The 26,912-nt window shown below is 60.4% G+C and carries 24 protein-coding genes; 13 read left to right on the top strand and 11 right to left on the bottom strand.

Going from position 1 to position 26,912, the window contains the following annotated elements:
* The first annotated feature begins 13 nt into the window (after positions 1–13).
* The 7 genes from FHW92_RS23670 (at position 14) to FHW92_RS23700 (ending at position 7,404) form a co-directional block, all read left to right on the top strand.
* Positions 14–1,087, top strand: coding sequence for a type IV secretion system protein (locus FHW92_RS23670; protein WP_246870397.1), 1,074 nt, complete (start codon positions 14–16; stop codon positions 1,085–1,087).
* Positions 1,088–1,148: 61 nt separating this feature from the next.
* Entirely contained in the window at positions 1,149–1,466 is a 318-nt protein-coding gene (locus tag FHW92_RS23675; RefSeq protein WP_168605760.1) for a membrane lipoprotein lipid attachment site-containing protein, read from the top strand.
* Positions 1,467–1,482: 16 nt separating this feature from the next.
* Positions 1,483–2,160 carry a type IV secretion system protein gene (locus FHW92_RS23680; RefSeq protein ID WP_168605761.1) on the top strand — a complete coding sequence of 226 codons (678 nt, stop codon included), beginning with the start codon at positions 1,483–1,485 and terminating at the stop codon, positions 2,158–2,160.
* Between the two features lies 1 nt (position 2,161).
* Positions 2,162–3,181, top strand: coding sequence for a P-type conjugative transfer protein VirB9 (virB9, locus tag FHW92_RS23685; RefSeq protein ID WP_168605762.1), 1,020 nt, complete (start codon positions 2,162–2,164; stop codon positions 3,179–3,181).
* 1 nt (position 3,182) lies between these two features.
* On the top strand, positions 3,183–4,457 hold the full coding sequence (virB10, locus tag FHW92_RS23690) for a type IV secretion system protein VirB10 (protein WP_168605763.1): 1,275 nt from the start codon (positions 3,183–3,185) through the stop codon (positions 4,455–4,457).
* A gap of 3 nt (positions 4,458–4,460) precedes the next feature.
* Complete coding sequence (virB11, locus tag FHW92_RS23695) at positions 4,461–5,480, top strand: P-type DNA transfer ATPase VirB11 (protein WP_168605764.1); 1,020 nt, start codon at positions 4,461–4,463, stop codon at positions 5,478–5,480.
* 16 nt (positions 5,481–5,496) lie between these two features.
* Positions 5,497–7,404 (top strand): type IV secretory system conjugative DNA transfer family protein, encoded by a 1,908-nt coding sequence (locus FHW92_RS23700; RefSeq protein ID WP_168605765.1) that lies wholly within the window; start codon positions 5,497–5,499, stop codon positions 7,402–7,404.
* Positions 7,405–7,524: 120 nt separating this feature from the next.
* On the opposite strand, the gene FHW92_RS23705 is transcribed toward FHW92_RS23700, so the two are convergent.
* A complete protein-coding gene (locus tag FHW92_RS23705) occupies positions 7,525–8,610 on the bottom strand; it encodes a hypothetical protein (RefSeq protein WP_168605766.1) in 1,086 nt (361 codons plus the stop codon).
* Positions 8,611–8,897: 287 nt separating this feature from the next.
* Here FHW92_RS23705 and FHW92_RS23710 point away from each other — a divergent pair, with 287 nt between their 5' ends.
* The 5 genes from FHW92_RS23710 (at position 8,898) to FHW92_RS23725 (ending at position 14,906) form a co-directional block, all read left to right on the top strand.
* Positions 8,898–10,814 (top strand): toll/interleukin-1 receptor domain-containing protein, encoded by a 1,917-nt coding sequence (locus FHW92_RS23710; RefSeq protein WP_168605767.1) that lies wholly within the window; start codon positions 8,898–8,900, stop codon positions 10,812–10,814.
* A complete protein-coding gene (locus FHW92_RS23715; RefSeq protein WP_168605768.1) occupies positions 10,811–12,367 on the top strand; it encodes a hypothetical protein in 1,557 nt (518 codons plus the stop codon). Before FHW92_RS23710 ends, FHW92_RS23715 begins: the two co-directional genes overlap by 4 nt.
* A gap of 502 nt (positions 12,368–12,869) precedes the next feature.
* Positions 12,870–13,451, top strand: a complete 582-nt coding sequence (locus FHW92_RS23720) for a hypothetical protein (RefSeq protein ID WP_168605769.1) — start codon at positions 12,870–12,872, stop codon at positions 13,449–13,451.
* Positions 13,452–13,456: 5 nt separating this feature from the next.
* Positions 13,457–13,588: a hypothetical protein gene (locus tag FHW92_RS26160; protein WP_282599822.1), complete on the top strand. Its 132-nt coding sequence runs from the start codon at positions 13,457–13,459 to the stop codon at positions 13,586–13,588.
* 40 nt (positions 13,589–13,628) lie between these two features.
* Positions 13,629–14,906: a YiiX/YebB-like N1pC/P60 family cysteine hydrolase gene (locus tag FHW92_RS23725; protein ID WP_168605770.1), complete on the top strand. Its 1,278-nt coding sequence runs from the start codon at positions 13,629–13,631 to the stop codon at positions 14,904–14,906.
* A 182-nt stretch (positions 14,907–15,088) separates the two neighbouring features.
* Here the strand turns inward: FHW92_RS23725 and FHW92_RS23730 are convergent, their stop codons facing one another.
* The 3 genes from FHW92_RS23730 to FHW92_RS23740 form a co-directional block, all read right to left on the bottom strand.
* Positions 15,089–15,955: a hypothetical protein gene (locus FHW92_RS23730; protein WP_168605771.1), complete on the bottom strand. Its 867-nt coding sequence runs from the start codon at positions 15,953–15,955 to the stop codon at positions 15,089–15,091.
* Entirely contained in the window at positions 15,952–17,250 is a 1,299-nt protein-coding gene (locus tag FHW92_RS23735; RefSeq protein ID WP_246870398.1) for a relaxase/mobilization nuclease domain-containing protein, read from the bottom strand. Before FHW92_RS23735 ends, FHW92_RS23730 begins: the two co-directional genes overlap by 4 nt.
* 128 nt (positions 17,251–17,378) lie before the next feature.
* Positions 17,379–17,960, bottom strand: coding sequence for a hypothetical protein (locus FHW92_RS23740; RefSeq protein ID WP_168605773.1), 582 nt, complete (start codon positions 17,958–17,960; stop codon positions 17,379–17,381).
* A gap of 323 nt (positions 17,961–18,283) precedes the next feature.
* On the opposite strand from FHW92_RS23740, the gene FHW92_RS23745 reads away from it, so the two are divergent.
* Entirely contained in the window at positions 18,284–18,562 is a 279-nt protein-coding gene (locus FHW92_RS23745; protein WP_246870399.1) for a hypothetical protein, read from the top strand.
* Positions 18,563–18,706: 144 nt separating this feature from the next.
* On the opposite strand, the gene FHW92_RS23750 is transcribed toward FHW92_RS23745, so the two are convergent.
* The 7 genes from FHW92_RS23750 to FHW92_RS23780 all read right to left on the bottom strand — a co-directional run bounded on the left by FHW92_RS23750 (position 18,707) and on the right by FHW92_RS23780 (position 26,847).
* Positions 18,707–19,456 (bottom strand): hypothetical protein, encoded by a 750-nt coding sequence (locus FHW92_RS23750; RefSeq protein ID WP_168605774.1) that lies wholly within the window; start codon positions 19,454–19,456, stop codon positions 18,707–18,709.
* A gap of 75 nt (positions 19,457–19,531) precedes the next feature.
* Positions 19,532–19,867 (bottom strand): hypothetical protein, encoded by a 336-nt coding sequence (locus tag FHW92_RS23755; protein WP_168605775.1) that lies wholly within the window; start codon positions 19,865–19,867, stop codon positions 19,532–19,534.
* Complete coding sequence (locus tag FHW92_RS23760) at positions 19,864–20,547, bottom strand: ParA family protein (protein ID WP_168605776.1); 684 nt, start codon at positions 20,545–20,547, stop codon at positions 19,864–19,866. The genes FHW92_RS23755 and FHW92_RS23760 overlap by 4 nt, the downstream gene beginning before the upstream one ends.
* Positions 20,548–20,797: 250 nt before the next feature.
* On the bottom strand, positions 20,798–21,133 hold the full coding sequence (locus FHW92_RS23765; RefSeq protein ID WP_168605777.1) for a single-stranded DNA-binding protein: 336 nt from the start codon (positions 21,131–21,133) through the stop codon (positions 20,798–20,800).
* Positions 21,134–21,552: 419 nt separating this feature from the next.
* Positions 21,553–22,194, bottom strand: coding sequence for a recombinase family protein (locus tag FHW92_RS23770; protein ID WP_168605778.1), 642 nt, complete (start codon positions 22,192–22,194; stop codon positions 21,553–21,555).
* A 208-nt stretch (positions 22,195–22,402) separates the two neighbouring features.
* The gene (locus tag FHW92_RS23775; RefSeq protein WP_168605779.1) at positions 22,403–23,839 is read right to left on the bottom strand and encodes a sulfatase-like hydrolase/transferase; all 1,437 of its coding nucleotides are present in this window, start codon (positions 23,837–23,839) and stop codon (positions 22,403–22,405) included.
* 14 nt (positions 23,840–23,853) lie between these two features.
* The gene (locus FHW92_RS23780; protein WP_168605780.1) at positions 23,854–26,847 is read right to left on the bottom strand and encodes a TonB-dependent receptor; all 2,994 of its coding nucleotides are present in this window, start codon (positions 26,845–26,847) and stop codon (positions 23,854–23,856) included.
* Between the last annotated feature and the right edge of the window lie 65 nt (positions 26,848–26,912).

Here is a 26,912-nt window from a genome sequence, read left to right on the forward strand (position 1 = left end):
CGAGGATTCCACCATGGCCACCGGCTCCGTCAATCTCATGGTCCTCTTCACGACCATGTATAGCTATGTCGAAACGGCGATTGACTCTGCCGTTTCGAGCTTCGGGTCAGGGCTGGTGAGCTTTGTGGCCGCGCCGCTGGGGGTCGCCGCAACCATCTATTTCCTGCTGCTGGGCTTTGCCGTGCTGCGCGGCGCCATCCAGGCGCCATTGCGCGAACTGGTGTTTCAGGCCGGCAAGGTCGGTTTCGCCATCGCTGCGGCCAGCGCGGTCGGCTACTCCACCTTCGTCGTCAACGTCGCCACCAACCTGCCCCAACAGATCATTTCGGCCGGATCAGGCACCGCCGTCACGAACCCCGGTACGACCTTCGACACCTATGTATCGGACACGGGAAAGCTGGCTTCGCGGATGGAAAAGGAGAATGCCGCCATTCAGGCGATGCCCTCGCAGGGCATCACTGATTTTCGCACGCCGCTGATCCAGCTTCGCGCCGCACTCATCACCTATGCCTGCATTGCCGTGCTCTACATCTTTGCCTTCCTTTCGGCGGCGGTCGGCTTCTGCATCATCATATTCGCCAAACTGGCCGTTTCGATCTGCGTCGCCCTCGCACCTCTCGCGCTGGCATGCCTGCTCTTCAACTCCTCGCGTTGGCTGTTCGACGGGTGGCTCAAGCAGACAGCCAACTACATCCTGCTGATGGTCGTGATGGCGATCATGACCAAATTCATCACCGGGCTTCAGGAAGCCTCGATGGACGGCATCATTGGCGCGATCGGCGATGGTTCGAACTTCATCCAGACCGAAGGCACATTTTCCGAACTCAACACCGGCATGATGATCGTCGCCACAATCTCGTGCTGCGCAATCTACATTGTCGGAACCATCTTCTTTTTCCAATCGCCCTCGATCGCCTCCGGCATCGCTGGCGGGGCGTCATCGGGCGGCCATGCCTTCCTGCAAACCGGCATGAACCTGGCCGCCAACCGACTGATGTTCCGTCGCCTGACCGGTGCCAGCGGGCGCAGTGGCGGTGCCAGTGCAAGTGGGGGCTCCGTCTCGCGTTCCACGGGAACGAGCGGATGACACCGCCAGACCCACGGCTTCCAAGGATTTCCGCAGACGCGGACAGCAAGGGATAGAACCGATGAAACGGCTGATTTTCGCGGCGTTGAGCGCTTTTGTGCTCACCGGATGCACCGGGACTCACATCAAGTCACCGCCCGTCTGCGACGGCAAGCATCGCCGCCCGGCCAATCTTTATGGCTCGATCCTGCCGAGCCTGCCCGTCCCTGTTCCGCCATCACAGAGCAGCGGGCAATCGCTGGTCGCGCCGGCCGCCAGCGAACCACCTGTGTCCGCCCCGACCACCGCACCGTCTGCGAAGAAGGGCGCGATGAACACACGGCCCCCAGCGCCGCGCACCTCCATGCGGGATGTTGCGCGGTCGTATTCCCAATGTTGACGAAGGGATTTGAGCCATGAACGCGGTGAAGGCCGAGGACAAGGAGCGCTATCTCGAAAGCGCTCGCACCTGGGAATATGACCGGATGCGCGCGGCGGTCCAGTCGCGGCGCGTTGCCTGGATGGTGGCGAGCGGCGCCTGTCTGCTGGCGGTTGTATCGGTCGGCGCGGTCGCCCTGCTTGCGCCGCTCAAGACCGTGGTGCCCTATGTCATCCGGGTTGATCGAAGCACGGGCGAAACCGAGATCGTCACGGCGCTGAAAGGTCCGCAGCCTCGGACCTACGATGATGCGGTCAACCGCTACTTCATCGCGCAATATGTCCGCCTGCGCGAGGGCTGGCTCAACGATGCCGCGCGCGAAAACGCCTATACTGTCATGCTGATGAGCGAGCAGGCCGAAGCTGGTCGGTATCTGGCCTCGGTCGAATCCAGCAACAAGAACGCGCCATCCAACATCTATGGCGACGGCGGCTTCGTCTCGATCACAATCCGCTCGATCAGTTATCTGAGCCCGACCGTTGCCCAGGTGCGCTTCAGCAAGATTATCACGATGGGTCAGAACGCGGCCGTAGCGCAGAACTGGAACGCCATCCTCACCTTCAAATACAGCGCTGCGCCAGAGCACGAGAAGGATCGCGTCATCAATCCGCTCGGCTTTCAGGTCGTGAACTACCGTAGCGATCCGGAGGCCTGACATGAGCAAGCTCCCCGAAGCCACCGCCGCAGGCGATCAGCCGCAAGATGCCAAAGTCATCCCCTTCCTCCCCGTCCTGCGCAGCGAGCTGGGCCAACGCCTCTCGCCGCCTGCCACCGAACTGGCCGTGACCGAAGCCGGGGCAAAAAGCCGCCTCTGGCGTGGACTGGGCGCGATCTGGCACAGGCTCGTCACCCTTTCGCTTGCCGGGACGATCGCCGTCACCCTGGCCCCGCACCCTGTCTTTGCTGCGCAGACGCCCTCCCCCGGCTCCAAGGATGCTCGGGTGCGCAATGTCGATTACGACCCCGATCAGGTCGTCTCGATCGTCGGCCAGTTTCGCCACGCGATCGAGATCCAGTTCGGTCCTGGTGAAACCGTGACGCAGGCTGCGCTCGGCGATACGATCTCCTGGCAAATCGCCCCAGTCGGCAACATCGTCTTTCTCAAGCCGCGCGAGAAGGCGGGAGGCACGAACCTCATTGTCGTCACCAACGCCAATGGAAGCCCACGCACTTACCATTTCAACCTGGTGCTGGGCGGCGGCGCGGCCATGTATGGCATCCGCTTCCATTATCCCAAGGAAGAGCGGGCCGCCGCAGCGCTTCAGACGCAAATGGCCGCTGCACAGGCAGCCAGGTCCGTTGAGAACGGCATCGTCACCGCAGCCCTTGACCATGCCGTGATCGAAGGCACCCGAAACATGAATTACACGGTGCAGGGTGATGCCGCACTTCAGCCCACCGAAATTTCGGACAATGGCGAGTTCACGGTGCTGCGCTATCCTGGCCATGCCGACATTCCCTCGATCTTCGCCGTGGACGTGGACGGGACAGAGACGATCGTACCCTATGATGTACGCGAGGATTTCGTCGTCATCCACGCTGTCTATCGCCAGCTCCGCCTCCGGCGCGGCAACTCGGTCCTTTGCGTTTATAACGAAGGCGCCCCGCGCAATGATCGCGGCGACAGGACCGGCACCGTCTCCAATGTCGTCGAACGCAAAGTGAAGGGGCAATAGTATGGCCGAACCTATCCTCGACCGGGGGGGCAATGTCGGCACCGCCCATGCCGACGGCGATACCATCCCCTCTGCGCCTTCGGGCGGCGCCATCGCCAAAGGCGGCGGATGGGGCAACATCGCCCTGCTCGGCGCCGGGGCCGCGCTGGTCGGCGCGATCGGCGGCATCTCCATCGGCTACGCGACCTTCCACCGCCCGGCCAGTTCGAAAGCCGCTGAGCAACCCGCGAAGGCAAGCGATCGGGCCGTGGCCGATGTCATGGCCTCTCCCAATGCGCAGCGCGCGGCGCTCGCCGGTCAGCTCGGTCAACCGGGTGCCCCCGCGACCGACATCTTCGGCAGGCCAGTCGCCGCGACACCCGGCCAGCAGCCAACCAGTGTGAATGGTAGTCCGGCCCCGACGAGTGGTCAGCAGACGCCAGCTCAAACCCGCGCGCAGCAAGCGCGCGCCATGGCGGATGCGGCGCGGCGCTCGCCGATCATGGCGTTCGGCAGTTCGGGGATTGCCTCTGGCGCGGCTCCCCTTGGAGCCGGACAGCCAGGCACACAGCAACAGGGCCAGTCGGCGGTCGCCCCCCAGAATTTTGGCGCCAGCGGCTTTGGCCCGCCCAGCACCGATACGGACAGCAAGCTGGCGACAGCCAAAGGCCCCAGCGATTTCAGCGACCAACTCGGCCACGCCACCATCCAGACTGTTCGGGCCAGCATCATCCCTGATCGCAGTTTCCTCCTGAGCGCCGGCACGGTGATCCCCTGCACGCTCCAGACCGCGATCAACTCGACACAGGCTGGCTATGTCTCCTGTGTTGTGAACCATGACGTGTTTTCAGAAAATGGCCGGGTCATCCTGCTCGACAAGGGGACCAAGGTGCTGGGCCAATACTCGGGCGGCATCACACAGGGCCAGGCGCGCATGTTCGTGCTATGGACACGGGCGCTCACCCCGCGCGGGGTCGCCATCGATCTTGGTTCACCCGCTGCCGACAGCTTGGGGCGCGCAGGCGTGCCAGGGGGCATCGACACGCAGTTCTGGGCACGCTTTGGCGCTGCGCTCATGATGTCGGTGCTCGAAGATGCCTCGAACATCGCGGGCCGGGCGGTCGCGGGCCAAGGCACCTATACCACGCAGGTTCCCTCAACCATGGGCCAGACCATCCTTCAGAGCACCATGAGCATTCGTCCGATCCTCAAGAAAAATCAGGGAGACACCGCCGCGATCTTCGTCGCCAAGGACTTCGATTTCCGGTCAGTTTATGATGTGCAACTCAGGCGGTAGGCCATGTCTGGCGAAGGCACGACGATCTATCAGCACAATGCGGCACCGCTCGCCCCATTCCTCGCCCGCGACGATGTAACCGAGTTGGTCATCAACGAGCCAGGCTGGATCGGCGTAGAAACGCGCAAGGGGTGGGAGTGGCATGAGGCCCCCTCGCTCGATCATCCTTCGTTGATGACCCTCGCGAAGCTCATTGCAGGCCTCACCAAACAGGACATCACGACCGAGTACCCCATCTGCTCCTCAGTCCTCCCCGGCGGCGAGCGTGCCCAGGTCGTCATCCCGCCCGCCGTCGAGCGTGGTTTCGTATCCATCACGATCCGCAAGGCTTCCGGTGTCACCATGGACATTGACGATTTTGACCGCGCGGGCCTGTTCAGCGAGGTTAGCGCTCATGGCGTCAGCGAGGAGGTCGATGGCGCGCTGCTGCGTCACCGCGATGCCGGCGACTGGAAAGCCTTCTTCCGCCTCGCTGTTGAAGCCCGGAAGAACATTCTGATTTCCGGGGCCACGGGATCAGGCAAGACGAGCTTTTCCAAGGGGCTCATCAAACTGATCCCCGACTATGAGCGCATCCTGACGATTGAGGACACGCGCGAACTCGTCGTGCCCCAGCGCAACCACGTCCACATGATGTATGCCAAGGACGGCAAGAGCTTGCAGAAGGCCGGAGCCAAGGAGTTGCTGGAATCGGCACTGCGTATGCGGCCCGATCGCATCCTCTTGCAGGAGCTGCGCGACGGCACGGCGTTCTTCTACCTGCGCAACGTCAACAGCGGTCATCCCGGCTCGATCACCACGGTGCACGCAAACAGCGCCGAGGGCGCGCTCGAACAGCTCACCCTCCTCGTCAAGGAATCCGAGGGCGGCAACGATCTCGACCGCCATGACATTCGCGCCATGTTGCGATCGCTGGTCGATATTGTCGTGCAGATGCACCGCCTTCCCCCCGGCGAAGGCCAACCTGCCCGCTACCGGATGACCGAAGTCTGGTTCGAGCCGGTCAGCAAGCCCCACGATTGACGGAGAGGATCACCACATGACCGGCAAGATGGTGCGCAACCCGGGAGCGTCACAGCCGGCGGCGCTGGCCTTCCTCTTCTTCATTGGCCTGGTCATCAGCACGGGCGTCGGCGCCCTTGCAGTGCTCTGGCAAGCGCATCTGCTCTCTGCCCACACGCCTTGGGCGCGCGTCCCCGGCGCGCTCTGGGCGCTGCGCGCTGCACCGATCGTATGGAAGCCTTTTCTCGGCGGCTTCGCCCTCGCCTTCATGGTCAGCCTCGTTGGGATCATCTCCTCCGTGTTCCGACAGCAAAAGCTGCACGGCGAGGCCCGATGGGCGCAGATCGGCGAGGTGCGCAAAGCCAAGCTGATGGAAGATGCCGGGATTCTGCTGGGCCGTATCTCGGGCCAGTTTCTGCGCTTTGGCGGAACCGAGCACGTCCTCCTTGAAGCCCCGACCCGCGCTGGCAAGGGCGTGGGCGTCGTCATCCCGAACCTGCTGCAATGGCCGGATTCCGTGGTCGTGCTCGATGTGAAGCAGGAAAACTGGGACGCCACCGCCGGTTTCCGGCTCAAAAACCTCCGGCAAACCACCCTGCTCTTCAACCCGCTTGATGCCGCCGGACGAACCTGCCGCTACAACCCCTTCAGCCATATCGACCGCCGCGACGAGGTCGATGTCATCAATGAGCTTCAGAAGATCGGCGCCATGCTGTTTCCCCCGCCCCAGACCGGCGACAGCTTCTGGGCCGAGAGCGCCCGGACAGCATTCCTGGGCGTCGCGGCCTATGTCGCCGCAACCGCCGATGATGGGGATGATGCTCTGCCCTTCACTATGGGCGAGATCTATCGCCAGTTTGCCGCCGGCGATGCCAAGCGCCGCTTTCCCCGTATCATCCGCCAGCGTGAGATAGCGGGCAAACCACTTTCGGGGGCCTGCGTCTCCGCGCTGCGTGACTGGTTCACCGCGTCGGACAACACCTTCACCTCGATCCGCCAGTCCGTCACAGCCAAGATCAATCTCTGGCTCAATCCCTATGTCGACGCCGCGACGGCCGAGAGCGATTTTGACCTGCGCTCTTTCCGCGAAGAGAGGATCTCACTCTATCTGGGCGTATCGCCTGACGATCTCGATCGCGTCGCCCCGATCTACAACCTCCTGTTTCAGCAGCTCATCGATCTCAACGTGCGGGAGCTTCCCTCTGGCAATCGGCACCAGGTCCGCTTGCTGCTCCTGCTCGACGAATTTCCACGCCTCGGCCGCGCCTCGGTCATCGCCAATGGCTTCAGCTATGTTGCTGGCTACGGCATCCGCCTCCTCCCCGTCATCCAGAACGGCTCACAGCTCGAAAACGTCTACGGCCCCAAGGTCGCTACAGAAATCGAGGCCAACTGCGGCGTCCAGATGGTGATGCGCCCCGCCACGACTGCCGACGCACGCGAAATTTCCGAAAGGCTCGGCACCTACACCTTTCGCGCCCGATCTCGCTCGATGGGAACATGGGGACGCGGCGGCGGATCTGTTTCGGACTCCGATCAGCGCCGCCCCCTCTTGCTCCCTCAGGAGCTGATGCAACTGCCGGAAAAGGACATGATCGTGCTGCGCCTCGGCATTCCGCCAGTCTATGGCCGCAAGATCCGCTTTTACGAGGAAAAAGACATGGTCGCTCTGACCAAGATCCCGGCCCCCATCATGCCGACGATCCGCCCAGATCCGACAGCAGCCACGAACAGTCTGCGCGTCATAGCTGCGGCTGAGGCCGAGGATGATACCAGCAACGCGTTCCCCGGCACACCATCCAGCCCATCGGGCGAAGCAATCAGACACCGGCTCAACAGAGCAGCGATCGACGCCGCGCGGGCTCTACCCACCGGGGAGCGAGCAACCACGTTGTTTGACCACATGCTCCGCGTGAGCAGGCCACTCACGGAAGGCGGCGCCTAAGCGGGCACATATATTCAGTAGTCAATCCGATGTGATCGCGACTAGAAATAGCAAGGAGGGTGCCTACTGAGGCTGTCGCACAGCGCATAGATGCCACACGGTGGCAGTGCGAGGGCTAGATCACGGCTTCGATGCCAGCAGATCCTTTTCGAACTGATGGGTGAACCGGTCAACCGGATCTTGCGTTTCATCATTCCAGCGGCTGCGGCCAGCAGCCTGTTCGGCTGCCTGGAAAAAAGCATCGCAGAATCGTGACGCAAACTTGGCGGGCCACCACTGCGAAAAAGTCTCTTCAAGACTCGGATGCCGTTCTTCGCTTTCGCGTCCGCGCAACAGGATCGGCGCAATCTCCGCGAGGAGGCGGTCACCCGTGGCGAGAACGATTTGCTCTTTCTTCTCAACGCCTTTGCTTACCTTGCGGCTAAATTCGCTAAGGTAGGTGATATCCCACGCCGCATTGCGGGCTCCCTTGAGCACTCTCGAGCGATCTGGTGACCGGACATACTTAATGAGGCCGGCTCGCGGAAGATTTGGTGCCCAATACCGCGCTGCGAAGATGAGCGCAGGAGCGGCAAGAAGGAAGTCTTCATTCATCCATTCAAGCAATGCGATGAGCTTGTCAGCAGGTTCTCCCGCCGAGAGCTCAAGCGCCGCTATCTTCATCGCGACGACATAATTGCACCGCCACCGACGGATCGGTGCAGTCAATTTGACATCCTTTTCTGCCGAAGCCTCGACGATGGCTATGGTTGTCTTGCGATCCAGTGCGAGGTCGATCCACTCTCGCGCGTATCCGCCGGTATCGGCAGTCCTAAACCACCGGAGTTCGTCGAGTGCGGATTGATTGCTTTCCCGCTGCGCGAGTTCATGGAATGCCAAGCCGGGTTCGATGTTGAAATTGACCGCTTGAGCGAACGCCATGAGCAGGATGGCGATGTCCATGGGATGATCTCTCATCCGAACCGAGCCTTCCCGGGCGACCCGAGCCATTCGGGAGATGATGTTACGATCGGGCAGCAGGACAGTCGACCAGCCATCGTAATGCTCGGCCACAACAACGGCGCGAATATCAAAGGCGCCGACCTCAGGGACGATCCAGCCTGGAATCAACGCCTTCGATTCGGTAAGGCGCCTACCGATCTCTTCGACATCATCGATTGGAAAATCTGGATCGAAGCGAAACAGAAATTCAGCATCTTCTTCCAAGGAGCCCTCCGGTGTTTACCGGCCACCTGTATCCGGCTAACGCAATCGATACGAGATTGTTCTGATGGATCACGCGAAGGCGGACCTAACCTTTCCGTTCTCCCGCCCCTGGATGGGCACAACCACATGCCGTCGTTCCCGTCCACCACCACAAAGGTCCTCTTGTTTGCAGAAGCTGCCGATTGGGTCGATCTGAGCGGTCGATCATCCTGCGCACTCGCACGGTAGATCTGTAATTACTGCAGAGCACTCTTGACCCGCCCGCGAGGCGTCCACAAACAGTGCTGATGGAATATGATTTCGCCAACTTATCCCATTCTCAATTCGAGAATCTTTGCCGCGATCTGATCGGCGCCGAACTGGGGGTGCGGTTCGAGGCCTTCCCGGAAGGGCCCGACGACGGAATGGACGGGCGGCATGTCACGGCGGACGGCGCGATCATCCTTCAGGCAAAACACTTTCTGCGCTCCGGGGCGGCCAAACTCCTTTCAAAAATGAAGGCGGAGCGCGAGAGCATCGATGCGCTTCAGCCCAGCCGCTATATTCTGACAACATCGGCCCCCCTGACCCCCAAGAACAGGACCGATTTGGCGAGTGTGATCGGACCCTCGTTGCACAGTACTGGCGACATTTTCGGCCAGGGCGACCTTAATGGTTTGCTGCGCAAATTTCCGAATATCGTAACCGCTCATACCGCGCTCTGGTCGCAGGATAGCGCGGTTCTCAAGTCCATCGTCACGCAAGCCGTCTCCGATGCATTGCCAAAGCCCGCGCCGGTGCCATCATCCCTCGCCCGACTCTTGCCCTCAAGCACTGAGCCCAATGCCGAGCCACCGGCGCGCGACGTTCTTTTCATCCTAAAAGCCTCGCCATCTGACGACGAGTTCGCTCTGTGGCTCGCACCAAAGCTGGAGGCAGAGGGCTATCAGGTCTTTGCCGATATTCTGACGCTTCAGCCGGGCGATCGCTGGCGGCGTGAGGTCAGCCGCGCGCTCGAAAATCGTGCTGCCAAAGTCCTTCTCGTGTGCCGCAATTCGACCTCCGATGATCAGGCGATGCAGGACGACATTGATATCGCGCTCGACGTTGCCAAAGCGCTCGACGACAATCGCTTCATCATCCAGCTCAAGCTCGAACAGGGCCGAAAGATAAAGGGTCTAGGCGACGCGATCGCCGTCGATTTCGTACGAGGCTGGGGTGAGGGCCTTGGCACCCTTCTTGACACGCTCAAACGGCAGCGCTCGCCAAAACGAGCCGATGAGGCCGTCATCGATCCTAACTGGGAGGTCTTTCGCCGTAGGGGCGCGATCCAGCTCAAGAATGAACCGGAGCGGCTCACTTCCAACTGGTTGCGGATTGTTGAAGCGCCAGATGCCATTCATTTTTACGAGCCATCAGGTGTTATCGATGTCGACCGCATGAAGCGATTTGCAGCGACGCACCCTTTTCCGGTGGCTGTCCAAGGGCGTGGCATCCTGACGTTCGAAAGCGAAAACGCGATTGCCGACGCATTCGCGTCGGTCGGACGGTTCAAGCTGAAGCGCAGCATTCCGTTGGATCAGCTCGTCCAGGAGGGAGACCGGAAGCTGGGGCTTGAGAAGCAGCCAGCTCAAAACCTAATCAACGTCATGTTGAAGCAGGCTTGGTTCGCTTTCTGCAGGGAGAAAGGGCTGATCGAGTATGAGTTCTCCGGCGGATCCAGCTTTCACGCTTCTCCCTCAGTTGCCGCGATCGGCCAGCGTATCCCATGGGGCAAACAGGGCGACCGTAGATCCTCTATGCTACGCAATCGTGCGAAGGGGCACGTCTGGCAATTCGGGGTTACAGCGCTCCCCTCCTTCGGGCCCTTCTGGCACTTCAAACTAAAGTCACGCGTCCTTTTCGCCAGCGACAACGGGACCGTTCAAGGCCTTGAGATTGACGACAAGCGGAAGATGCATCGCTTGCGGCGGACAATCTGCAAGGGCTGGCGTAACAAGCAGTGGTATGGGCGCATGCTCGCGTTTCTCGAACTGCTCTCGGGAGAATCCGCCTACATCCGCCTTCGCCTTTCGGCCTCTGACGAAGTCGTTCTGGAGGCCGCGCCTATCCTGTTCTCATCACCTGTTAGCACGGATTTGCCGGATACACAGAGCGGTGACGATGAAGAAACCGACCTGAGCACACTAGGTCGTCCTGAAGTCGACGAGGAGGAACCGGCATGAAATTCCCGGAGACATCGCTCATCGTAGACCATATCCGCGAACCCGACCTCGAGTTTGCCTTCGGTCAGCGGAGCCCCCACCCCAAGGATGGCCTGTTCCTCTACGGTCCCCACGCCCGATCGAAAAAGACGCGCGAGATCCGCGTCGGTGTGGTCGGGACACCGGAAGGGATCGGTCATTTCCGCTCGTGGGCGCGCAAAATTCAACAGGTCGTCTCCGTCCCGCCGCCCGGCAAGGGCGAGAAGCAGGATCGCCTCCACCTAGCGAACTTTCCGGGGTTAGAGGAGGCGTTTGGGATCACCTTTGACCCTGACGAGGTCAGCACACTGTCGATACCGCTGGCGGACATCGATAAAGCGACGAGCATTCTCAATCTGCACGAAGCCGTCGACAAGGTCGCCAAGCTCTTCATCGATCGCGTCCGCAAGCATCTGCGGAACGAAGAGCAAACTGTCGATGTGTGGGTTCTCGCTCTGCCCGATATTATTTATGATCGTTGCCGACCTCAATCCCGCCGCAGTGGGGTCGCCATGGCTCCGGGCGATTTCGCGCGACGCCAGAATGCCAAGGAGGCCTTGCCACTTCTGGTGGCCGCTGGCGTGATCGACCAAACAGACGAGGACATCTTCGCCGATGTTCCAGACTTTCATCGGCGCATCAAAGCCGAATTCCTCAATATCGCGCCGACGCAACTGGTCCGCGAAACAACGCTGGCGCCCGAGGCCTTCAAAAACAAAGCAGGCTATCCCCTGCGCAAGACACAGGACGCCGCCACGGTTGCCTGGAACTTGGCCACGGGCCTCTACTACAAGACCCAGCCCAAGCCGCCTTGGCGCTTGGCCACGATCCGACCGGGCGTCTGCTATATCGGGATGGTCTACAAGAGCCTGCCACATGACCCAGAGGGTCATGCTTGCTGCGCAGCCCAGATGTTCCTGAACGAAGGCGATGGCGTCGTATTCCGAGGAGCGAACGGCCCGTGGAAGACGGGCGACTATGAGTATCACCTGAAGCCTGATGCGGCGAAGCGACTACTCAGACTCGTGCTCGAGACATATCAGGAGCTCTATGACGAGCCGCCCCGAGAGCTCTTCATTCACGGACAGACCTATTTCAACGACGAGGAGTGGAATGCCTTTTGCGCGGCGGCGCCCAAAAAGACCAATGTGATCGGCGTCCGCATCCGGACCACAGGCGGCGAAACCAAGCTGTTCCGCGATGGTGATTACCCAGTCTTGCGAGGCACCGCGCTGCTGCTCGACCAGCAAACCGCCTATCTCTGGACGACCGGCTATGTACCCCAATTGGATACCTACATCGGGCCCGAGACGCCCAATCCGCTCCATATCAAAGTCATACGCAGCAAATATGCCAAGCCGGAGATACGGACGGTTCTTGAGGACATCATGGGCCTTACCAAAATCAACTATAACAGCTGCAACTTCAATGATGGCTTGCCGGTGACGGTCCGTTTCGCGCGCATGGTCGGAGACGTCCTTACTATGGGGTCAGCCAAGGGCCAGGAGAAGCAACCCTTCAAATTTTACGTCTGAGCGGGCGCGGAAGATCTTGCCCCTCCGTCAATCGCGATTCCTTCAGGCGTATGTTCTGCTCCTCACCCGCCATCATCCGGCTTGGTCGTTTCGCTGGGGTGACCCGGAGCGGTCCTAGGGCGTCAGCCATATCGCAATTAACATCGACCTTGTGCCGCAGCGGATGCGGAGCGCTTACGCACCTAAGGATCTCTGACAGTTCGACCTCAGACGAAGATGGGAACGTTGTAACTGTTTGGCGAACGAGCCGCTTCCGACCAGAGCGAGCCATTCGCGACTCCTCGGGCAAAAATAGCTGCCTCTCGCCCGATCAAGACCCGCGATCAGCAAGGTATCTAATTTCATACCGCCCGATTGGTCTCCGCAGTCAGTGGTCCGGGAACCGGTTTGTTATAACTCTGGTGGTATCCACTGACAGTACCGTGTTATCGCCCACAGCAAGGATTAACTTCCTGCCCCGCATTGTTGTGCTAGATTGATCCCGAATAGCTCGGGGCCAAGCATGAAGTGGAAGTTAGCGTTTAGCGCGGTAGCGATGTTGATGGCTGGTGCGGCTCAAGCGCAGGACACCGCGAAGTCCCCTGATGGCTTCTACACCGTTTCGGTTGTTCCCAATGGTGAAGGGGACGAAAATGGCTCTGGCGCGCAGGCGCTCGTCCTCTATAGCACCAAGGGCAAAGTCCAGCGGCGCTTGCTCGTCTCCAAATGGAATGACGACTACTCGCGCAACCTCGCAGGCCTCTCGCGCCCACTCTTCTCGCTCGATGGCGGCTACATCTATTTCAATAGCACCGACGCTTCGCCCAACTCAAGCTACGTCCACCAATTCGACCTCAAGCTGAACGTCATCAAGGCCATCTGTGCAGGCTGGGCTTTACGCATCATACGGACCGGGCCGTATCGCGGCTACCTGCTTGTCCAGACGCACCGATATTGGGATCGGCCTGAGGGGGGTTCCTACAACCCTGTCTTCCTCACGCATCCGTCAGGCAAAAAGATCATGATGGTGCCGGGTAGCGATAATGATGACGGCGAGCTCGCCGTCGATCCCTGGCTGGCGAAGATGAATTGGCGGGCATGGTAAGAACTATGGCCAATCAGCAAGTGCCCGCGCCGATCAAGCTGGCTGTCGATCCGAAGGCCGCGATTCCCTCCGTGCAAACGCCCCAAGTGGTGCAGGTTGTCGTAGGGAAACCGGACAAGGCGGACAATAGGATATGATTGGTTCGCTCGTACGGCCCATTGCGGCGGTTGAGGCCCAATGAGCGAGACCAGCATGACCACCCGGCGGATTAGGGTCGAGAGCTTAGAGCCTGGTGACATCGTGCTCACCGCGGGCCCGGGCAAGGTCAGCAAGGTGATCCGCCGAGCGAGCAAGGGCGATGTCTCTCACGCCATGATCTGCGTGCAGAACGGCTCGATCATCGATTCCACGGATCTTGGCGTGCAGGCGCACAACGTCCAGCGCGAGTTGTACGGGCCGGACGATCATGTCGTAGTACTGCGCTTGCGCGAGCCGCTGAGCGATGTCCGACTCGCTGCGGTGATCGATTTCGCCCGGTCGGAGATCGGCACGCGCTATTCCAAGGTGGAGGCGGTGCGTTCGGTCCTTGGTGGGCCTAAACCGCGCACGCGACAATTATTCTGCTCGCGCCTCGTAGCTCGCGCTTATGCCCATGCTGGCGTCACGCTGGTCGCCGATCCGGATTATTGTACACCCGAGGCACTGCGCCAAAGCCCGCTTTTGATCGAGCTCTCCGACATGACCGAGATCGTTTCCGAAGTGGAGCTGGCGGCCTGGAACGCACGGCCCAACCCGCTAGCTGACATGCAGGCGGCGCAGAATGCGGTGCTCGAACGGGCGCGCGGCCTCGATCCCAGCATCGAGAATTTCAACGATCTCGACCGGATCGTGCAGGAGCATCCGGAATGGGACGAGGAGATTGCCGCTGCCTATCGGCAATCGGGCTATCTCGACTTGTGGAAGGCCGACTTTGCGATCAATCCTTGGCATTATGACCTGGAGGCGATGGAGACCTCGGGAGGCGACGAGGGGTTGCGGGCTTATTGTGTCGGCACGATCCGCGAATTTCATACCGGCGGGCTGCGCTTCGCCGTCAACTTGATCCATTATAAAGGGGCGTTAGCGGCACATGGGCGGCGGAGCACTCGGCAACTGGTCACCCTTTATGCGCAACTCGTGCGCAACGATCAGCTGCGTCGGGATGTCGCGCTGGCCTGGCTGAAGCGCCACCATCCCGATCAGGCGGCCAGCGACCTTGAGCGGATCGTCCCGCATTCCGAACATTGGTTCTCTATCATTGATCGTGTCGAACCGCGGCTCGGGCAAATCGCGCGCGTATCGATCAAGGCAATGGGATCGGCCGATGTCTGTTCGTCCTGCGGAGATCCGGCCGATGACTTTCGCTTGATCAATGCGGCTGAGGCAATGCCGGGCGTGCCTTCGCTACGGCTCTGTCCGGATTGTGTTGGTATCCGGCGGGGGTTCGGCGAGATCCTGGAGCCGTTGACGTCTTAGCGGATCGAGCGAACGTCTGCTGTAGGCACCGAGAGTTCCGGAAGCTGCCCTCTCAATCTCGCTCCGCAGCGCGGGACGGTAACTGATGGTGGCTGGCTGGCGCGATGATGGTGCTACACCTTGCTCATACTGCCCCCGTCACATCGAGAGTACGTCATAGCCCGCATCAACATTCGCTTTGCCTAGTGCGTCTTCCCGACATCGAAATCCACGCCCCTGTCTCCCCTCTCACGCTCGACGCCAAAGCGCGGGATAGTTTCCCCCGCCTCGATGACGGCGCCGATCTGGCTATGCAACGCGGCTAACCTAGCCCGCAGCACCTCACCCTCCTCGCCCGCCTGTGCCTGAGTGAACAAATCAACCGCCCCCGCCAGCTCGGCTTCGGCAAACAATGCAGGCCCGGCTCCAGCGCGCCAAAGGTTCGCCAACTCCCCGGCGCGGCGCGCGCGAACCCCAGGCGATCGATCCTCTGCAATTGTACGGCTCGGCGCGGGCGGCAAATCTGCGCCGCGCTGCATCAACTCTGCCCGTGTGATGGCCGCGAGGCGGTATCTCAAGACGCGAGTTTCGGGTGTATCGGTAGGAGATGGTTGATACTGGCTTGCCAGGATCGTCACCAGTTCGGCCGTACCCGCGCTGGCCACGGTTTCACGCCAAACGATCAAAGCTCTGTCTGGCGTCACCTGATCGGCGGGCTGGCTGACCAGGAAGCGCTCAAGGAGCGGGTCATCGGCAACATCCGTCGGCAACGGGGCGCCATTCCCCATCGCTGCGGCATGGGCAAACGCTGCCACCTGCGCGACCCGCTCGATCCCATCGCGCTGGATCGCCCGATCATCGATCATGCGCGCCAGGATCGTTTCAAGGATGGGCACCAGATCCGTCAAACCCGCCTGACCTGCGTCAATGCTATCGAGCCGATGGAGGATTTCAGCGTGGGATTGCTCGATCCTGGCGCTGCTCTTGGCAAGACCATCAAGCTGCCCTTGCATCAGGGTCAGGGAATCCAGAATGGCCGCCAAGGCGACATGCGATGGATCGTCGGTCATCGTTCTGGCCCATCCCGGTTGCGTGAACGGTCACGCTCACGCTGTTCCCTGTCACGCTCCTGCACCCGCCGGAGCGTTTCCTCTGCCGGTTTGCTGGCCCCCTGATCGTGGGACTGGTTGGCCTGGTCCAGCAAGGCCCGCAATCTCTCTAGATCGGGACCGGTGCGACTCTGGCGCTCCACCGGGTTCAGGTCATCTGTTGAAGCCGGTGCTGCCTTCGATCTGATACCCTCCCGCATATCACGCGAACGCGCCAGCGCCGCAGATAGCGGGTCGAGCGTATCAACATCGGAACCGGACTTTGACGACGCCAACGGTCGCTCATGCGGATCTGCTGACACATCCCTGACCCGCGTGGCACGCGCCGAATTCGCCTCGGGGACAGGCATCGTCGCGACAAACTTTTCCAGACTTCGCGCAATCACCTGATCGGCCAGCGACGAGGATGCCGACAGCTCCTCGATCGAACGCTCATAGGCCCGACGCACGATAGCCTGCTGGGCCGCCAGCACGGCATCGACAGGATCGCCAACTCCACTTTCGCGCAGCCGCTGCGCGCGCTCGGCGCGGCTCTTATCGACGCGGGGAACCTCGCCCTTCTCGCGCACCTTCCGCGCCGCGATCGGCTCATGCCTGGGATCGATCCCCCTTGCCCGTGCCGGCGTGGCATTCGCCTCAATGCCACGGTCACGCAGTTTTTCCGCAAAGCGCTGCCGATAGCGGAAGAAGTCATCCCGGTTCGGGTGGAAGCGCCGGCCGTCATGGTCGCGCCGCGCGATGGTGAGGTGGACGTGAGGATGATCGCGATCGACATGAAGCGCTGCCACCCACGAACGATTGGCAAACTCTTCACGGGCGAAATCCAACGCAGCATCACGCAAACGCTCAGGAACAGTCCCCGCAGGCATCGAGAGGATCATCGAAATGGAGGTCGCACCGTTGCGGCGGGCATCGCCACCCATCTCCCATTCCTGCCAGTCCTGCGCGAGGATCTGCATGTCACGGGCATCATGCAGCATCTCCTCGTCACTCGTATAAAGAGCGACCTGCTTGTCCTCTCCATGGCCCAGACGGCTGATATAGGAGAAGTTTGCGAGGACATGGCCGCCGCCATGCTGACGGCCCGTCGCCCGCACCATCACCTCCGGCACGCGCCGCGCCGTTCGCTCCATCGCCGCGATGGCGCGCCCGCTGACGGCAGCGTGAGAGCCCCCACCAAATGCGTGTTTTATCTGCCGGGCGGGTCGAAGACTGGCGGCAACAGGTGCCGACCTCGGCGCCACCACTGCTGCCATGACGGATACAATGGGTCCGCCCGATTGGGCGCGCTTGCCCTTCCCTCCCCCAGTCCCAAACCGATAGCGCTTGGGGGGAGCAAACACCCCTGCCATGGAGTCGAGCGTACCAGATGAAAGGCGAAAACTCATCGCGGGCGATCCCGAAATGCGTCGACCCAATACCCGACTTCACCACCAACATAGGATGAGATAGCCCGCCGCGTTTCCATCAGCAGCGCCTTCAGATCTCCGCAGGCTTCGAGGAATGGCGTCGCAATACGCGCAACCTCAAGCGTACTCCCCGGCTGATTGGCCGCGTTCATGGCGTGGACAGCCTGGTTGATGTTCCGGCCAATGGCGAGCACCTGCTTGCGCAATTTCCCCAGCTCCGCTTGGCTGACAGGCGCCAGGCGCAACGCGCCCGCTCGATCCCAAAGTTGCCACCGCAAGGCACGCTTGATCCACTCATTCCGCGACAGCCCCATGGGCGCGCCAACCTCATCAATCGCATCCACTTCACTGCGATGAAGACGAACAGTCACGCGGACTTGATCGTCGGGATGGCCCCTGCCCCGTTGGTCAAGGATCGGCAGGCTGTCATTCGCAGGCTCCAATACGGAACGCGCCAACGTGCTGGCGATCCAGGCGCTCCGTGTCTGCCCATGCGCCGACGCCACCCGATCAATCTCGGCGATCAGCTCATCCTTCAGGCGCAGGCTTACCATCATCTCAACAGCCCCGTGCAGCGGCGCCGATTGAACCAATGTAATACATTGGTGCCAATCGACATATCCTGCCATACCTCAAATCTGCACCACTCTTATCAAAACAAGGGACTCCACTCAATCGCAAACTAGCAACGACGTGGAGGAAGAGGAGGTTTGGAGCACCGCCGGACAACGCCTCGTCGAATTGCGGCGAGGTCCTGCGCGGAAAGTCCTTAATGCGTGCTAATCGTGCGGTCAGGCGCTGAAGGCAAAGCCTCAGACATCTGGCCATTATGCGTTCGATGCCGCATTCTTCATCGACCATATCCCCACACAATTGGAGAATGACCATGGCCCGCAGGAAAGCTGAAGCTACCGATCTCGAAGCGATCAATGCTCAGCGTGAGAGGCTAAGGCAGGAACTTGCCAAGCTCGAAGCAGCGGCGAAGGCGGCCGAACTTGCGGCTATGGATGCCGGGCGAACACCTCTTCTTACGGCGCTCGACAGGGTAAAGATTCCCGCGATGGACAAGGGCGAAGCGAAGCTAATTGCAAGGGCAATTTCACAGCATGGGGCTAAAGCCGTTGCAAATTGCCTCATTACGTTGTCCATGCCAGCATGATGGCAACGATCAGTATGGCGACCTAGTTTTTGTCTAAGCACCGGTCTATGAAGCAATCACTCAAGCTGCTTGGCAGTTACTGGCCGGGGCTCCAACCATTCGGCCATCTGACGCCGATAGACGAGTACGCCACGCGCTAGAAACTCACTCAGGCTCGATACTATCGGCTTCCCCGGGAGGGAACCCTCGGTCACGTTGTTTTTTTGCTTCTTCGATGATAGCGGGCTCGTAAATCCTCATTATCGTCAAAGCAGCAAACACGCGGTCCCACAGGTTTGCCGAATTCACGCCCGGCGTCTTACGCCGCGCGTATGTGAGTAGCGATTCCGCACGGGCATACAGGGCTGCAGCCTGAATAATATGGATAGCCAGGAGATCTGTGCTGATTTCAGCCCCCGCGACTAAAGGTCGTGTGCGGGCGGAAAAAACTTGGGCCTCCCGAAGGATGCTCTCGATGCGCTCAGCCACGTCCTCTGCATCGGTCAGTTCGACAATTCTCTCAAGCGAATCCAGAAGCTCATAAGGGAACGTCGGTACATCGGCTATTATGCGTTGAGTAAAATTTGGATTGTGGTCCTCAGGGTAGACCTTCGCCGCCGATGGCCACGCTGCATGCAGCGCTTCGCCAGCTTGTTGGGCGAACTCGCAAATCGAACTCAGCGTCGTCGGCAGCGACGCGCGAACTCCACGTAACCGCGCCGCCCGCTCAAAATCCGCCTGCTCCTTGACCGCTGCGATCTGCTCACGCGCCACTTCGATCTGCAGCATCGCCGCATTAACCTGCCTTTGCGCAAACCGAGCCGCGTAGAACGCTGCACCCACAGCGAGGAGCCCGGTAATCAACGTCTGAAAGTCGTAGACCCAGTGCCCCACGGCGGAGAAAATGCACTCCACGCGATTACCCCCTTTCAGATCTCCAAGACCATCGACCTGCCCCGGCGTGACAAAGCTCCGAAGAGCAACCTTCTATCACCCCTCGACCATCGCTCGAAAATCCGCGATCGCCTTCCAATATGCCGAATGCCCTTTGCTCTCGGTGTAGTGAATGAACCACTCGATCAGCTCTTCCGGCCCCTTCACATAAACCGTTGCCGTGGGCTGAGCGACGCGCTTGCGGCGAACTATCCCCCTGCCCTGCCCCCGATCCGTGAAGCCCACCGCCTCAGCGCGGTCCATCGCTTCACGTTCGCGCATACGATCATTTTCGATCGGTCCAGTCGGCAACCCGCCCAGATCCAACTTGGCAGGTGCCGCGCTTTCTGCGGCGGGCTTTGCGGCCCCTTTACCAAAACCAAAGTTCGTCATTGGGGATACTCCTCTCGCATGGCCTCAACCACAGATTGGGCCAGCTCGGCAGCGTTGGTGATCGCATTCCGAACGCCCGATGTTGTGGCATTGTCCAGTTCCGACAACAGCAAACCAAACTCGTAAATGTCACGATAGGCAGCCCGCTCGACCAAGGCTGTTTCGAGCAGCGGCAACTCTGCCGCGCGGATGGCATCGACGATACGCTTCGCCGTCTTGGTCTCAATCGCCGCGTTGGTGCGGCTTCTCACGAGCCGGAATGGAATGCGGCGCTCAAGGGCCTCCTCCTCCTCCTGGATGGCCTTGACGGCCTGAGCTGCCAGTTCTGCATCGATCGGCGACAGATTGAACGGCACCAGCACCATGTGCGAGCGCGCCAGTGCGCGCGAGGTCATGCGCGAGGCCGAACCTTCCAGGTCGATGATGACAAACTGGTCTTCTTTGGAAATGCGGTCGATGGTGCCAATCATTTCCGATTCAGTCGGTCGCGGGATGACACGATAAGGCAACGGCCTGCCGGCATTGCGGCGCTTGGTCGCCCATTTCTCGATGATTGCGTTGGGGTCCGCATCGATCACGCTGACGCTTGCTCCGCTAGTCGCCAGGGTGTCGGCAAGGACCAGCGCGAGGGTCGTTTTGCCAGCCCCTCCCTTGGGATTGCCTATAGAGATAACCGCCATTCTTACCGCTCCGCCGACTGGATTTCGTTATGCAAGCCTCTCGATATCCATCGGATATTGATTCGACTATCGCACGCCTTGCTAATGCCTTTCGCAAGGCATGTCCATCGCCTATCGACTGCCTAGCGCTATACATTGCCTTGCCATTGCGATTGCCAATCGCATGGGCTTGGCAATCGCAATCCTTTTAGAAATCCCTTTGAATTGCGTGGTAAGGCAGAGGGGGCGGGAGGCCCGCCCCGAACAAAGCCTAGCCGCTAGACCGATCGTCAGTCGAGCCGGAGCGTGACGCGAGGACCGCCAGACCATCGCAGATCAGATCGACACCATAGACCGTCTCCCCGTCACGATCATACTTCGTCTGGCGGACCCGACCGGTCACATGGATCAGATCTCCCGTCTCCATCTTCTGGGCGCGCTCGATGCACTGGCCAAAAAGGGTGACGCGGTTCCAATGCGTGTCATCGCACCATTCCCCATCCACCTTGCGGCCATAGTTTGCCGCTACGTTAAGGTAAGCGACCTTATCCAGGATTTCGATGCGGCCGACACGGCCAATGATGCGAAACTCGGAAATGTTCTTCATGGCGATGTTCCTTATGTGTCGTTGCTGACGCACAATACCCGGCCTCCTGGCCCACAGCGGGCAAGCTGAAAAACGGAGGGTCCGCTGGCGGAAACCGTAGGCGCAAAGCGCCGATTATCTGCTTGGGGCAAAGCCCGAACGCGCAGGAGGTGGGGCAGGGGGCCAAGTGCGTCGACGGCAACAACACAAGAACATCGTGACAGGAATGACTCAAGGGCAGGTGGCAGCGAGCCCAACGCCAACCAATAAGAGAACAGCGCGTTGAAACTCACATCAAGCCGCATAGCCGAGGGTAGGGCAGGGGAGACGGCACAATCTGAACCAAAGACCGCCCAGCGTGGCGAATGTAGCCCCGCAATGGGACCGCGTGAAATCGCGACATGCCCGGTCGCCGCCCTATCTGCCAGTGAACGGTGAAGTCAGTCCTGCAGACGTTCTGCAACTTCGCGAGCCGCCCGCTGCTCCCGCGCGATGCGGGCCAGCAAGTTCCGGCTACAACCCGTGGCGGCCATTACCTCCCGCCACGTCCGCCCATCGCCCAACATCTTGGCAATCGCAGAATTGCGCGCTTTGTTTTCCGGGCGCCCTTTGTAGAGGCCAGCAACCTTTGCGCGGGCCGTGCCCTCCGATTGGCGTCGGCGGCGATCTTCATAATCCTTACGCGCCACGGCGGCCAACACATCAAGCATCATGCCATTGACGGCTGCCAGCATCCGCGCCGTGAACTCATCGCCTGGCGTCGCCAAGCTCCACGACGTTGGAAGATCGAGCGCAACGATCCGCACTTGCTTCGCGTCGATCTCAGCTCGCAGCTTTGTCCAATCAGAAGAGGTAAGGCGCGAAAGCCGATCGACCTGCTCCACCAGGAGCACATCTCCCGGTTCACAATCAACTAGCAGTCGAAACAGCTCGGGCCGATGCAGCTTCGCCCCGCTCTCGTTTTCTAAATACCGCGCGGCGATCCGCAAACCGCGCTCTGCCGCAAAGGCGTCGAGAGCCGTCCTCGCTCGCGCGGCGTCCTGTTCAGCGGTCGAAGCTCGGAGATAGGCACGGACAAACATGCGACGGTCTTATTTGAGTAGTCTCCTTATAGCCAGTCTTTTTTAAGCTAATTTGGCGTACATAAGAGACCAGATAATGCAAGGTCTCTTAAAGGTATACCCTAAAAGAACCAAAAACCATTCAGCATTGCCTGGCTTCGGCATTTAGTTAAACCAAGTTCCATTGCCGCCGCCAAGCGCAGGCGACGGCAATGTTGGGTGCGGGCGCTCAATTGCCCGGATCCGCCTTTCGATCCGAGGGCTGAGCGCCGATATGGTCGGCCTGAACCTTGCCCGTCACGCCTTCGGTAAAACTGGCGTCGATTTCCGGAAGCATCTGGGCATTCCATGCCTTCCATTCTGCCTCAAGGCGCAAGAACACATCCCTTTGCCGATCCTTCAGATTGGCGCGCTCAAGCGGATCATCAACGACATTGAACAGAAAGCTGTTGTCGAGAATGCGCAGATATTTGAAATCGCCGTCCCGCATTGCGCGCTGCCGATTGGCCTTGTAACGCCAGTATAATTTACGCACTTTTGCCGAGGCGCCCCGCAAATGGGGCGTCAGGTCGATGCCGTCGGAAGGATAGGCCGTGTCCGGCGCGGTCCCCGCTGCTGCCAGCAAGGTGGGCACCCAGTCCATCGTGATGGTCATCTGTTGGCTGACGCTGCCTGGTGCGGTTACACCGGGCCAGCGGATGATGGCCGGGACGCGTATGCCGCCTTCCAGCAATTCTGTCTTCTGACCGCTGAAAGGCCATGTATCGGCAAAGCGTTCGCCGCCATTGTCGCTGGTGAAAACAACAATCGTGTTGCTGCCCAAGCCCAGCCTGTCGATTGTGGCGAGAACCCGGCCCACCTCGCGGTCCATGGCCTGCACCATCTGCGCATAGGTCTTTTGTGAACCGGCGTCGAAGGCGCGCAAGGGCGTTCCGGCAATGCGTTTGGATTCTGTCTCGTCTTCGGGTCCTTCCCATGGCCAGTGCGGGGCGTTGAAATGCAGGCTCAGGAAAAAGGGCCTTGCCTCCTTAGCATAATGTTCGACGACTTTGCAGGCCTGCGCGCCCAGCAATTCTGTCAGGTATCCGGCAGGATGGATCGGATTGTCATCATCCCAAAGATCCTCGGAATTGCCGGTGCCGCGATGCGAGAAATAGTCGAGCGCCCCGCCCCGGAAGCCCCAGAAGTGGTCATATCCGCTCTTGAGCGGCCCATAATCGGGCAATTCGCCCAGATGCCACTTGCCCACCAGCGCGGTGCCATAACCGGCCTTGCGCAGCAGTGAGGGCAGGGTGGGATGGTCGGGAGGCAGGCCGACGTGGGGCGAGCGTTCTCCGGCCAGCGGTTCCTCCAGTCCAATCGGCAGCCGGTATTGATAACGGCCGGTAATCAGCGCCGTGCGGGTCGAGGAACAGACGGCTGAGTTGGCATAGGCCTGCATCAGGCGCATGCCGCTGCGGGCCAGACTGTCGATATGCGGCGTGTCGAAATCGCGCCTTCCATAGCATGACACATCGGCATAACCCAGATCATCGGCCATGATGTAGATGATGTTCGGCTTGCGACCGGACTGTCCGGCCGCCCGCGCGATGCCGGTGGTCAGGGCAAGAGCCCCAACCCCGCCGGCGCTGACGACATTCCTGCGTGTAACGTTCAATTTGCTCACGGAATATCTTCCTTTCAGAGTTTCAGCCGCACGCCCATGCGAAAATTCCGCCCGATCGTGTCGTAGAATGCCGGGTTGGTAGGCAAAAAGAACGTTGTCGAAGGCACATTGGGCGGCGACACATTGAACAGATTGGACACCGCACCATAGAGTTGGAACCGCCCGCCATCGACCGTGTAGGACAGATTGAGGTTCGTGTAGAGGCGATCGGGAATTTCATTTCTGGCAATATCGACACCGTCGACAAAGGTCGCGTCGAATTTACCCTTGGCGATATAGTTCAATTGTACCGAACCGTTGAAGGAGCCAACCTGATAGGCCGTTGTGAACGATCCGCGAAACGTGGGGGTGGGGTTGACGCCATTGTTGTTGGTGCCGACCTCGCCCACGCGATCGACCGTGCCAAAGCCATTGTTGGACGTGGCGTGCAACGTATATGTTCCGATCCCGCGCAGACTCACCTGCCCCTTGAAAAGCGGGAAGCGGTAGCTGGCCTCGACATCGATACCCTCGGTGCCAAGGCTGCCGAGATTGACATAAGGGGCGTTGATTCTGGTGATCGCGCCTGCCGAGTTACGGATGATGTTGTTGCAGAAGAACGGATCTCCGGTCGTCTGGCACGCATTGATCGTCGATGCGCCCTGAAGCGAGAGGATTGCGTCCCGAATGTCGATCTTGAAATAATCGACCGATATTTCAAACCCGCGCACCGGCTTGAGGCCGATGCCGAAGGAAAGCGTATTGGCCGTTTCCTGCCGCAGATTGGGGTTGCCGATCAGAAACTGGCGGATCGCCACCTGCGTGTTCGTCACTGGATCGATCACATTGGCGGGCGAGGGTGATGGCGCGGCATAAAGTTCAAAGATATTGGGAGCGCGAATGTCGCGTGACCTTGTCCCGCGCAGCAGCAGCCATTTGTTGACGGTCCAGCTTAGCCCGCCTTTCCACGTCACGACACCGCCTACCGTGCTGTAATTGGCGTAACGCACCGCACCATTGAGATCGAGGTGCTTGGCCCAGGACGCGTCGGTGGCCAGTGGTACGACTGTTTCGAGATAGCCCTCGGTGACGTGAAACCCGCCAGCCAGCGCTTTGGGGTTTTGCTGGTTGAAACCGTCGGCCAAAGAAATCGCGTCCGCTGTTGTGTTTTGACGCTCACGGCGGTTTTCCATGCCCAGAGCAATCGACACCGGCCCTGCCCATGTGCTGAACGGTTCCCCGCGCAGGTTGGCGGCCATCACTTGTTGGCGGTAATGTGTGTTGGTCAGGCCGTTGCCGGTGACATAGCCGATTGCGGCCTGTGAAGGCGAGCCTTGACCAAACAGGTTGATCGGCACACAACCGTTGCCCGGATTGGTCAGAGTGGATCGGCAAACGATATTGCCTGCCGCATTGCGGACTGCGTCAACCGCCAGCGTGAAATTGGCGTTGATGCGTTGGCCCAAAAGATCCTGACGATAATCATTCACGCCAAGCTGGTAATAGGTGTCCCAGCTCCAGCTGTCGCCGAACTTGCCTTTGGCGCCAATCGCCATGCGCAGATTTTCGTTTTTGACGCGCGCGTCAATATGGCCGATGTCATCGCTTATGCGGCCCATTGAGAAGGATGTCACACCCGCTGCCGTTGCCTGCGCCAGAACCGAGGCGGGAAGGAAGGGGTTGCTGGTCTGGATGGTGATTGTGCCGGTATCGCGCGGCTGGATGCCGAAAGATTGCGACTTATTGACGCCGTAGGAGCCTTCTGCGAACAGCGAGAGCTTGTCGTTGACCTCGAAGTCCATGTGCCCGAACGTGCTGTATCGTTCCAATCGAGGCACCAGCATCAGCCCCGCTGCCAGACTTTCGCCCGGCACACCGCCACCGATCATCAGGAGGCTGCCCGCCGAAGTCCCGTAATTGAACTGGGATGTCGTACCGCCCGGCCCGAACATGGTGCCTTTCAGCGGACCCGAGGTGATCAGCCCTCCTGTGGTCATGGTGGACAGCCGCGCGCCATTGGTGATGATCGTTTTGGGCAGACCGCTGGGATTGGAGACGATCTGGGCGTCATTGGCGCCCCATGGACGGGTATAGATATCACCCACCCCGCCATTGTGATAATATTCCCCGGCGATCACCACATGGCCGCGCCCTCCGGCAAAACCCTTGCCAAGCATCGCGGCAAGGCGGGTTTCGGCGTTATCGCCCTGTTGCGAAACGCCTTTCTCAAGATCGGCTTTGAAGCCCTTGAACTTATTGTTGAGGATAAGATTGACCACCCCGGCAACCGCATCGGAACCCCATTGGGCCGAAGCGCCGCCCGTCACCACTTCGGCGCGTTCCAGCATGATCGGCGGGATCAGGTTGAGATCGACCTGATTGGCGCCGACCGTGCTGAAGGAAGGAACTGTAGGAGCGAAACGATGACCATCGACCAAAACCAGCGTGCGTGTCGGCCCCAAGGAGCGCAGGTTGGCGTAATTGGCGCCGGGGGCAAAGGGGCGTGCGCCTGCCGTACCTGTGCTGGTGGTGGGGGTGAAGGCCGGGACATCATTGAGGGCATCGGCTATGGTGACTGATCCGCGCTGCTCCATGGCGGAGGCGCCCATAATGGTGGTCGGCGTCGGTGCGTCGTAACCGCTGCGCACCACGCGTGAACCTGTCACCACAATGTCGGCCACAGTCACCTCGGGCTGCCCGCCTTCAGGGGCGGCAGCGAGGGTGGGCGTGGAGGTAGCGGCTGTAGTAGCGCGGGCAGGAGCGGCACTGGCCGGAGCCGCCTGCGCGGCGGTGATGATGAAACCGGCGCCCGAAACGCGGTAAGACAGGCCGGTCCCAATCAGCATTTCGCGCAAGGCGCTTTCAATGCTCTGCCCCCCCTGGACAGCATGACTGCGCTTTCCGGCAACCAGGGCGGGCGTCGACAGGATCTGAGTTTGCCCGTGACGCGCTAATTGCTCCAGTGCGCTGACCAGAGGCTGGCCCGGTATCGAGATGCTGCTTGCCTGCGCCAAGGCAGGAGAAGCCATGCATGCGGCTATGGCTGCACCTGCCAACAAAGCGTGGCGGTCAAAGTATCTCATCATCCTCTCCT

The organism is Novosphingobium sp. SG707 (assembly GCF_012275515.1).
Classification (GTDB): domain Bacteria; phylum Pseudomonadota; class Alphaproteobacteria; order Sphingomonadales; family Sphingomonadaceae; genus Novosphingobium.

Excerpts from the sequence above, each read along its gene's own strand:
- FHW92_RS23735 (WP_246870398.1), bottom strand. The coding sequence starts at position 17,250 with ATGGCAGCAGTGGTGGCGCCGAGGTCGGCACCTGTTGCCGCCAGTCTT.
- FHW92_RS23765 (WP_168605777.1), bottom strand. The coding sequence starts at position 21,133 with ATGAAGAACATTTCCGAGTTTCGCATCATTGGCCGTGTCGGCCGCATC.
- FHW92_RS23725 (WP_168605770.1), top strand. The coding sequence starts at position 13,629 with ATGAGCGAGACCAGCATGACCACCCGGCGGATTAGGGTCGAGAGCTTA.
- FHW92_RS23715 (WP_168605768.1), top strand. The coding sequence starts at position 10,811 with ATGAAATTCCCGGAGACATCGCTCATCGTAGACCATATCCGCGAACCC.
- FHW92_RS23760 (WP_168605776.1), bottom strand. The coding sequence starts at position 20,547 with ATGGCGGTTATCTCTATAGGCAATCCCAAGGGAGGGGCTGGCAAAACG.
- FHW92_RS23670 (WP_246870397.1), top strand. The coding sequence starts at position 14 with ATGGCCACCGGCTCCGTCAATCTCATGGTCCTCTTCACGACCATGTAT.
- virB11 (WP_168605764.1), top strand. The coding sequence starts at position 4,461 with ATGTCTGGCGAAGGCACGACGATCTATCAGCACAATGCGGCACCGCTC.
- virB10 (WP_168605763.1), top strand. The coding sequence starts at position 3,183 with ATGGCCGAACCTATCCTCGACCGGGGGGGCAATGTCGGCACCGCCCAT.
- FHW92_RS23680 (WP_168605761.1), top strand. The coding sequence starts at position 1,483 with ATGAACGCGGTGAAGGCCGAGGACAAGGAGCGCTATCTCGAAAGCGCT.
- FHW92_RS23755 (WP_168605775.1), bottom strand. The coding sequence starts at position 19,867 with ATGACGAACTTTGGTTTTGGTAAAGGGGCCGCAAAGCCCGCCGCAGAA.
- FHW92_RS23675 (WP_168605760.1), top strand. The coding sequence starts at position 1,149 with ATGAAACGGCTGATTTTCGCGGCGTTGAGCGCTTTTGTGCTCACCGGA.
- FHW92_RS23770 (WP_168605778.1), bottom strand. The coding sequence starts at position 22,194 with ATGTTTGTCCGTGCCTATCTCCGAGCTTCGACCGCTGAACAGGACGCC.
- FHW92_RS23710 (WP_168605767.1), top strand. The coding sequence starts at position 8,898 with ATGGAATATGATTTCGCCAACTTATCCCATTCTCAATTCGAGAATCTT.
- FHW92_RS23730 (WP_168605771.1), bottom strand. The coding sequence starts at position 15,955 with ATGACCGACGATCCATCGCATGTCGCCTTGGCGGCCATTCTGGATTCC.
- FHW92_RS23745 (WP_246870399.1), top strand. The coding sequence starts at position 18,284 with ATGACCATGGCCCGCAGGAAAGCTGAAGCTACCGATCTCGAAGCGATC.
- virB9 (WP_168605762.1), top strand. The coding sequence starts at position 2,162 with ATGAGCAAGCTCCCCGAAGCCACCGCCGCAGGCGATCAGCCGCAAGAT.
- FHW92_RS26160 (WP_282599822.1), top strand. The coding sequence starts at position 13,457 with ATGGCCAATCAGCAAGTGCCCGCGCCGATCAAGCTGGCTGTCGATCCG.
- FHW92_RS23780 (WP_168605780.1), bottom strand. The coding sequence starts at position 26,847 with ATGGCTTCTCCTGCCTTGGCGCAGGCAAGCAGCATCTCGATACCGGGC.
- FHW92_RS23700 (WP_168605765.1), top strand. The coding sequence starts at position 5,497 with ATGACCGGCAAGATGGTGCGCAACCCGGGAGCGTCACAGCCGGCGGCG.
- FHW92_RS23740 (WP_168605773.1), bottom strand. The coding sequence starts at position 17,960 with ATGATGGTAAGCCTGCGCCTGAAGGATGAGCTGATCGCCGAGATTGAT.
- FHW92_RS23720 (WP_168605769.1), top strand. The coding sequence starts at position 12,870 with ATGAAGTGGAAGTTAGCGTTTAGCGCGGTAGCGATGTTGATGGCTGGT.